The organism is Prevotellamassilia timonensis (assembly GCF_021531665.1).
In the GTDB taxonomy this organism is placed as follows: Bacteria; Bacteroidota; Bacteroidia; order Bacteroidales; family Bacteroidaceae; genus Alloprevotella.
Window position 1 is genome coordinate 24,029 of record NZ_JADYUH010000030.1, and the last position, 7,228, is coordinate 31,256.

At 51.5% G+C, this 7,228-nt stretch carries 6 protein-coding genes; 1 reads left to right on the forward strand and 5 read right to left on the reverse strand.

Features of this window, described 5'->3' with window-relative positions:
* Positions 1-51: 51 nt before the first annotated feature.
* The 4 genes from I6E40_RS06460 to I6E40_RS06475 form a co-directional block, all read right to left on the reverse strand.
* Positions 52-1,548: a 2-isopropylmalate synthase gene (locus I6E40_RS06460; protein ID WP_235386221.1), complete on the reverse strand. Its 1,497-nt coding sequence runs from the start codon at positions 1,546-1,548 to the stop codon at positions 52-54.
* 429 nt (positions 1,549-1,977) lie between these two features.
* Positions 1,978-3,030 (reverse strand): S41 family peptidase, encoded by a 1,053-nt coding sequence (locus tag I6E40_RS06465; RefSeq protein WP_235386222.1) that lies wholly within the window; start codon positions 3,028-3,030, stop codon positions 1,978-1,980.
* A gap of 61 nt (positions 3,031-3,091) precedes the next feature.
* A complete protein-coding gene (locus I6E40_RS06470; RefSeq protein WP_235386223.1) occupies positions 3,092-3,907 on the reverse strand; it encodes a DUF3316 domain-containing protein in 816 nt (271 codons plus the stop codon).
* Complete coding sequence (locus I6E40_RS06475; RefSeq protein ID WP_235386224.1) at positions 3,907-4,536, reverse strand: DedA family protein; 630 nt, start codon at positions 4,534-4,536, stop codon at positions 3,907-3,909. The genes I6E40_RS06470 and I6E40_RS06475 overlap by 1 nt, the downstream gene beginning before the upstream one ends.
* 301 nt (positions 4,537-4,837) lie before the next feature.
* Here I6E40_RS06475 and I6E40_RS06480 point away from each other — a divergent pair, with 301 nt between their 5' ends.
* Positions 4,838-5,125 carry a hypothetical protein gene (locus tag I6E40_RS06480; protein ID WP_235386225.1) on the forward strand — a complete coding sequence of 96 codons (288 nt, stop codon included), beginning with the start codon at positions 4,838-4,840 and terminating at the stop codon, positions 5,123-5,125.
* A gap of 52 nt (positions 5,126-5,177) precedes the next feature.
* On the opposite strand, the gene I6E40_RS06485 is transcribed toward I6E40_RS06480, so the two are convergent.
* The gene (locus I6E40_RS06485; protein ID WP_235386226.1) at positions 5,178-6,719 is read right to left on the reverse strand and encodes an RNA-binding domain-containing protein; all 1,542 of its coding nucleotides are present in this window, start codon (positions 6,717-6,719) and stop codon (positions 5,178-5,180) included.
* Positions 6,720-7,228: the final 509 nt, after the last annotated feature.

Consider the following 7,228-nt stretch of genomic DNA (forward strand, 5'->3'; position numbering starts at 1 on the left):
GTGTGCTATATATATAATAATGTGTCGTTATGATAGTGCATGCCTCGGCGTTCAGGCTTTGAACTTGTTGATGGCGTCGAGATAGGCTTCCACGCTGGCTGCGACGATGTCGGTGTTGGCACCGAAGCCGTAATAGACGGAGCCTTCATGTTCAACCTGCATGTGCACTTTTCCGACGTCGTTGGAGCCTTTGTTGATGGCTTGGATGGTGAATTCCTTCAGTGTCATCTCGCGTCGAATGATTTGTTTGAGTGCGCGGATGGCTGCATCGACCGGTCCGTTTCCTTCGGCGGCGGCTTGGAACTTTTCGCCGGCGATGTCGAGGGAGATGGCTGCGATGGGGCGCACGCCGAGACCGCTGGTGACTTGCAGGTAGTCCAACTTGATTTGGTGGGAGGCGGCGCGCTCTGCTCCGGCGAGCACGAGGATGTCGTCGTCGGTCACTTCTTTCTTCTTGTCGGCGAGTGCGAGGAAGGCGGAATAGATGTCGTTCAGTTTCTCTTCGCTGACTTCGATGCCCAGGACTTCCAGACGGTGCTTCAGTGCGGCGTGTCCGGAGCGTGCGGTGAGGATGATGGAGTTGTCATCGATGCCGACGTCCTTAGGGTTGATGATTTCGTAGGTTTCAGTGTTTTTCAACACGCCGTCTTGATGAATACCGCTGGAGTGAGCAAAGGCGTTTCGTCCGACGATGGCTTTGTTCGCTTGGACGGGCATGTTCATCAGCGAGCTGACCATACGGCTTGTGGCAGCAATCTTGCGCGTGTTGATGTTGGTTTGGATGTCGAGGTTGTGACACTTGAGAATCATGGCGATTTCTTCTTCCGAAGTGTTTCCGGCGCGTTCGCCGATTCCGTTGATGGTGACTTCAACCTGTCTGGCTCCGTTGAGCACGCCCGCCAGGGTGCAGGCGGTCGCCATGCCGAGGTCGTTGTGGCAGTGAGTGGAAAGGATGGCGCGCTCGCCGATTCCGTCCACGTGCTCCACGAGATATTTGATTTTTTCGCCGTATTCGTGCGGCAGACAGTAGCCCGTTGTGTCGGGGATGTTCACCACCGTCGCGCCTGCATTGACCACGGCTTGCACGACGCGTGCAAGATATTCGTTGTCCGTGCGTCCGGCATCTTCGGCGTAGAACTCCACATCATCGACGAAGCGGCGGGCATATTTCACGGCTGCCACGGCGCGTTCAATGATTTCTTCGCGGTTGGAGTTGAACTTATATTTGATGTGGCTGTCGCTGGTTCCGATTCCGGTGTGGATGCGTTTGCGCTTGGCGAAGCGAAGTGCTTCTGCGGCGCAGTCGATGTCTTTTTCCACGGCGCGGGTGAGGGCGCAGATGGTGGGCCAGGTGACGGCTTTGGAGATTTCGATGACGGAATTGAAGTCGCCGGGGCTGGAGATGGGGAAGCCGGCTTCAATGACATCGACGCCGAGGCTTTCCAACTGCTTGGCGACTTGAATCTTCTCAATCGTGTTGAGCTGGCATCCGGGCACTTGTTCGCCGTCGCGGAGGGTGGTGTCAAAAATGTAAAGTCTTTCGCTCATGGGAGGACTGTTTGGTTGAAGGGGTGTGCTAAAAAATAATCCTCAAATCCGGAAACGGAAGTGAGGAACAAAGCAGGCATCACACGTTTGTGTGGGCTAAAAAACAATGCCCGACATGCAGTCAGTTCACTTCCGCGTACCCTCAGTACGCAGGCTAATCAGGCTGCTAAGTCGAACAATTAGAATAGCTTTCATGTGTATAAAACGCTGATGTTGGGTGCAAATGTAAGAATATTTTTACAAAACGTCAAATCTCCCTCCAATTTTTCAGCATTATGATAGAAATGTTACGGGTAATCCCGAAAACGCAACGCCGGAAACTGCCTATGTGTGTCAAACAGCGCGTCTCTCTGCCTTTCGCCAAAAAGTTTCGCGTTGCTATATATAATAAGGTGTATGTTTCCCGTTTCGCAGATTTCCTCTGTCCCCTCATTCTCCCGCTTCGCCATTCGCTTTCTCGGCGAGGAGGCGGCGTGCCGTTTCGAGGATGGTGTCTGTGCCGCGGGCATAGTCCTCGGGCGTGATGTCCGTTTTCACGTCGGGCAGGATGCCGGATTCGGTGTGTTTCATTTCGCGGTCCAGCAGGGGGCAGGCAGAGAAGCGGAGGCTCCACCCGTTGGGCAGTTCGGAACTGAAGGGCATGCCGGAGCCGCCGCCCGTGCGGTCGCCGACGATGGTGACGTTCGGAAGTCCCTTGAGATACATCACAAAGGCGTTCGCGGCAGAAAAGGTGCGACGATTGGTGAGCACGGCAACGGGCTTCTGCCACCGCAGTCCCTCAAAGGGTTTGATTTCAATGACTTCGGGTGCCGAGAAGTCCTGGTGCCCGGCACCGGTCTTGTGGCAGATGTAGCCGCCGACCGTGGGCTCGTTGACGAACAGGGAGGCGAGACGCTGCGCCGCTGTCAGCAGACCGCCGCCGTTTTGACGCACATCGACAATCAAAGCGCGGCAGGGCGCGAGCGCCTGCATGATTTCGCTGAGGTTCCCCTCGCCAAAGAGAAGTTCAAAGGTGGCGCAGCGAACATATCCAATGCCGTCGTCCAGCACCCGATACTTCAACCCGGAGGCGTTGGCGTAGTCCTCAGTCCTTCCCAGGGTCTTACGCTCGAGCGAGTCGCTGTAGTTCATGGGATAGTCGTCAAACCAGGCGCCATAGCGGGCGACGTCGTGGGCGGCATAGAGATTTACGTGACCGTCGCGGAGTTCACAAATCATGTTTCCCAAAACCTCAAACAACTGCTTCTGCGTCATGGACTCCGAGACGCGCGGCGCATAGCGCTGACGAACTTCGTTCCAGTCAAGACCATATTCCTCCGCTTTGAGAGGGAAGAAACAGTAGCGAGCATCGAGTGTTTGCCAAAGGGACTCGAAGTTACCCGCCCTGGTGTCGGCGGGCACGTCTTCCGTGACGCAGGAGACGAGTGTCAGGCTTGCGACGAATGAGAGAAGAAGCGGAAGAAGTCGGAGGAAGCGTTTCACGTGAGGAGGTTTTAGAAGAAAATAGGGGACAATCTGACGGGCGACTTGGAGGTTCGTTGTGTCACTTGCGAAGCAACTTCAGTTGGCGGGTGTAGCCGATGAGAAAACAGTTGCGCCAGGCGTGGCGTTTCAGTCCGGCACTGTCAAACTGTCGGACGTCGCCCGCGTAGCCCAGAGTGATGCGTGCTCCGGCAAGGGGCAACTGCACGGTGGCAGCGAGGCGGCAGGTCGGTGCGTTACCGGGGTGGGTGAAGTGGAGGATGCCGGAGGTGTGTCCGAGGGAGAAAATCTCGTAGTAGGACTGCCCATACTCCGGCGAGAACTGAACTCCCAACATGGGTGCGTCGAGTGTGAGTCGGGCGAGGGCGTCACGTTTCTTCAGTTTGAAATGATATTCTGCCAGGACGGAGGCAAGGAGGGACGTGCCGAGTCGCCCCTGCGCCGGGTTGTTTGTTCCGCGAGTGTTATAGGTGAAACCGGTCGTCAGTTCCATCAGACCGCCCACCCCGAAGCGCCAGTGGGAGGACGGGTGGAAATTGTAGAGCCAACCGCCCGAGGCAGTGAGCTCCGAATCAAGTTCCTTGGCGTCGTCAGTGGGCGAATGAAGATAGGCGAAGTGGGCGGAATAGAAAGCGTGGGTCGTCACGTTTCCCTTTCCCCAGCGTGCAAGTCGCTCCGTGCGGTGAGTGACGGCAAAGTCGGGACCCACATATTCCAACGGGGAAAGATAGGTGTCAAGGACGTTCGCACCACCGATGCCCCAGGTCCACTGATGTTCACTGACGCCTTTCTCTTCAAAAGGGGCAGACTGAGCGAAGAGGGCGACTGAGAGAACCGGAGCGAAAAAAAGGAGAAAGGAATAAAAACGTCGGAACATCATTTGCGGGCTTTGTAGATGAGGAAAGCGACCACGAAGACGGCAAGCCCGAGAATGACGTAGCCTATCTCATGACTGTATTTTGCAGCCAAGTCGGCTACTTCACGGGTGGAGCTGACGGGGAAGCTCTTGAAGATGAACCAGCCGAGCAATGCCAGAACGGAGTTCCAGATTCCGGCGCCGAGGGTTGTGTAGAGGAGGAACTTTCCCATCGGCATTCCGGAGAGTCCGGCGGGAATACTGATGAGTTGGCGGACGGCGGGAATGAGACGACCGAAGAAGGTGGAGGCGGCGCCGTGGTCGCGGAAATAGGCTTCGGCGTGCTCAACCTTCGCGCGGTCAATCAAGCAGATGTGACCGAAACGACTGTCTGCGAAACGATAGACCAAGGGGCGACCGAGCCAACGCGCAAGCCAATAGTTGATGAGTGCGCCGAGGTCTGCTCCGGCGGTGGCAACCAACACCACAAGCAGGATGTTCAGTGTACTGTCGGGGGTCATGGCGAGAAACGCGGCAGGCGGAACCACCACCTCCGAGGGGAAAGGAATGAAAGAACTTTCCACTGCCATGAATACAAAAACCCACCAGTAGTTGAGGTTGGAGAGTACGAAGTTGATTAGGAATTGCATGATTTTCGTGTGGTATGAAAAGGTGTTTCAGAAACTTATGAAAATTTTCACGCGGCGAAGTTACGAAAAAAAGCGGGCTTCGTCCGACGTAATGCCCACAATGACGAGAAATGACGAGAAATGACGAGAAATGACGAGAAAAGACGAGGAAGGACGAAAGGAAGTCGCTGAAGGAAGTCGTGTAGAACACTTGCCGGCACGCAGCATCTACCATACATCAATCAATGACTTGCGGAAAAGTAAACAACTGCCGGCGCAAAAAGTCCCTGCCCTGCGGAGTTCATCAACATTTCCTTTTCTCATGAAAAAACGTCGTTTCATTCTTCTGCTGACCTGTCTCGGCTTGATTCTCACGAGTCACGCCCAGCAGCGTTGTGTCCAGAACCAGCTTCAGATTCTCCGTCGGCGTGCTCGGAGAACGGAAACTCACGAATCACGGGCACTCCGACTCACCCCTTCCCTCTACTTTGGCTCAAAGCACATTGAACTCCGCGAAATCGGCAGTGGCGAAACGAAAAGTGTGGTTCCGAATCATGCTACCTTGCCGTTCCCACGCACTTCAATTTTTTATGCATCAAACTTGGGTTAAAGTAGCGAGGATGTAAGTTAATCTTTTTCCGAACAACATCTCTATATCACTTTTATTTGTCTTTTTTCGTAACTGTGATTTCCCAATAGCCACCACGATCAGCACCGATGCGCTTAATGATACCTGCCTCACGAAGTTTGCGGATTTGTTTCTCGACACCTCGTGCTGACATATCTATTTCCATGGCTATTTCAGCAGCAGATATTGTCGGTTTGTTCTTGATTAAATTAAGGATTTTCTCCGAACTTTTCTCCGAACTATTTTGGGTTTTCTCCGAACTTTTCTCCGAACCTTTCTCTGAACTTTCGGGAGCCATCTCCGAACTTTTGTTGCATCCTTCATGAACAGGAATTGTCACCAAGAACGTCAGGCGATCATCGGTCGTCTCAAAGACAGCACGGGGAGAACCATTTTCAGCCAGTTTGGCCTGAATGGTCGGGACACCCGTTGAGCGGCCTTCTGTCAAGTCCAGTTCTTTCAGGAAGTCACCCAAACGGCGGTTGCGATAGCGACGGCTCTTAAGCATATCACCTCTTTTAATATCCTCTTTGGGAATACTGCGGTCGGGACCTGGACAGTTAAGGATTGATATTCCCGATGGCTCAATAGTTATCTCAATAGGTTCATGCTGCATGAAATCCCGATGATATACTGAATTCACAACTGCCTCTTCTATTGCGTCGTAGGGATAGTTCCAAAAGCGGTCTGCTTCTTGCCTTCCTGAAACTTTGCGTACATGTTCTTTGAGCACATTGCTCTTGATGTACCCCATTGTTTCTTTTATCATTTGTGAGACGCTACCCTTGAATGTCACTTCCGTGAAATTATTCGGATCTTTTAGCTTTCCATTCGGGAATGTCACTACGTCAATCTGAGTGTAGGGAAAGAACTTGCTCGGATTTTCGCAAAACATCATGGCTGCCACATTGCGAATCAAGTGGTTCTCTTTTGGTCCCGTGTATAGTTCCATTTGGTCAAGGATCTTTGGTAGAGGTGTTGTTGCCACTTGGTCAGCCAATCTGCTACCTACCTTAACGAGATAGTCGCGAAGTAGTACCAGCGAAATGTCCTCTAACTGAATATCGTCGTTGCCGCGCTCGTCAAATGGCACACGACTGGCCAACTCACGCAGTTCATCCAGCACTTCTCCCTTGGCAATGACGCTACTTGTACCACTACGAATGTAGAAATACTCTTTGCTGCCACTCTTTGCCGTCACATTCTCAGGCACAGAGTAAGGACGATTGATACCGGCAGGACACCATATCACCAGCACCTGCTTTCCGTCCACTTCTTCAACACTTGTCCTGGGCATATAGTATGGTGACAATTTATTGTTATAACCCACCATCTCCTGAAGAATGCCGTCAATTTTCTCAATGGGTACACCTTCCACAGGCCGAATAGCCATTCCCGCGTCATCACTATCTACGCCTACCAAAATATACCCTCCACCAAGGTCATCGAAATCATTGGCGAAAGCACATACGCTATGATATATGCTTGCCGGATTCCAACCCTTCTTAAACTCAATTCTATTGGATTCAATCTTCTGCTTGTTCAGCAGGTCTTCTATGTTTATTGCTAATGCCATTGTCTATATTGTTTCAATACTTAGTTAATTTCCTTTTTATAGATTCATTTATAATATGTTACGTCATATATGCAGCACCTATGACAGGAACTTATACACCTGTCAGACGACCATAAACAACGATTCTTAAAATAGATGGTAATAATAGCCTAAGAGACCGAAAACAAGCGTTTCAATTTGGTCAAGTAGTTAAGAATTAGTGGATTAGAAGCCATCACAAAAACCAATTTGCTAATGGAATTTCAGCCACTTGACCAGCTCACCCAGATCATCAATGATGCCCTTAATGGCACTGCAAAGTTACACAAGAGTTTCAAAACTTTTTTCGTCACTACTTCAATTCTTTTCCTAAGCACACGGCTCTTTCATTTAAGGGGTGTTCTATAAATTAGGTTGAGTTGATTTTTGATTTCTTAGAGATGAACTTTTGTCAGTTGAGGGGTGTTCTAAAAATTAGGTTGAGTTGATTTTTGATTTCTTAGAGATGAACTTTTGTCAGTTGAGGAAGG

Excerpts from the sequence above, each read along its gene's own strand:
- I6E40_RS06460 (WP_235386221.1), bottom strand. The coding sequence starts at position 1,548 with ATGAGCGAAAGACTTTACATTTTTGACACCACCCTCCGCGACGGCGAA.
- I6E40_RS06470 (WP_235386223.1), bottom strand. The coding sequence starts at position 3,907 with ATGTTCCGACGTTTTTATTCCTTTCTCCTTTTTTTCGCTCCGGTTCTC.
- I6E40_RS06475 (WP_235386224.1), bottom strand. The coding sequence starts at position 4,536 with ATGCAATTCCTAATCAACTTCGTACTCTCCAACCTCAACTACTGGTGG.
- I6E40_RS06480 (WP_235386225.1), top strand. The coding sequence starts at position 4,838 with ATGAAAAAACGTCGTTTCATTCTTCTGCTGACCTGTCTCGGCTTGATT.
- I6E40_RS06485 (WP_235386226.1), bottom strand. The coding sequence starts at position 6,719 with ATGGCATTAGCAATAAACATAGAAGACCTGCTGAACAAGCAGAAGATT.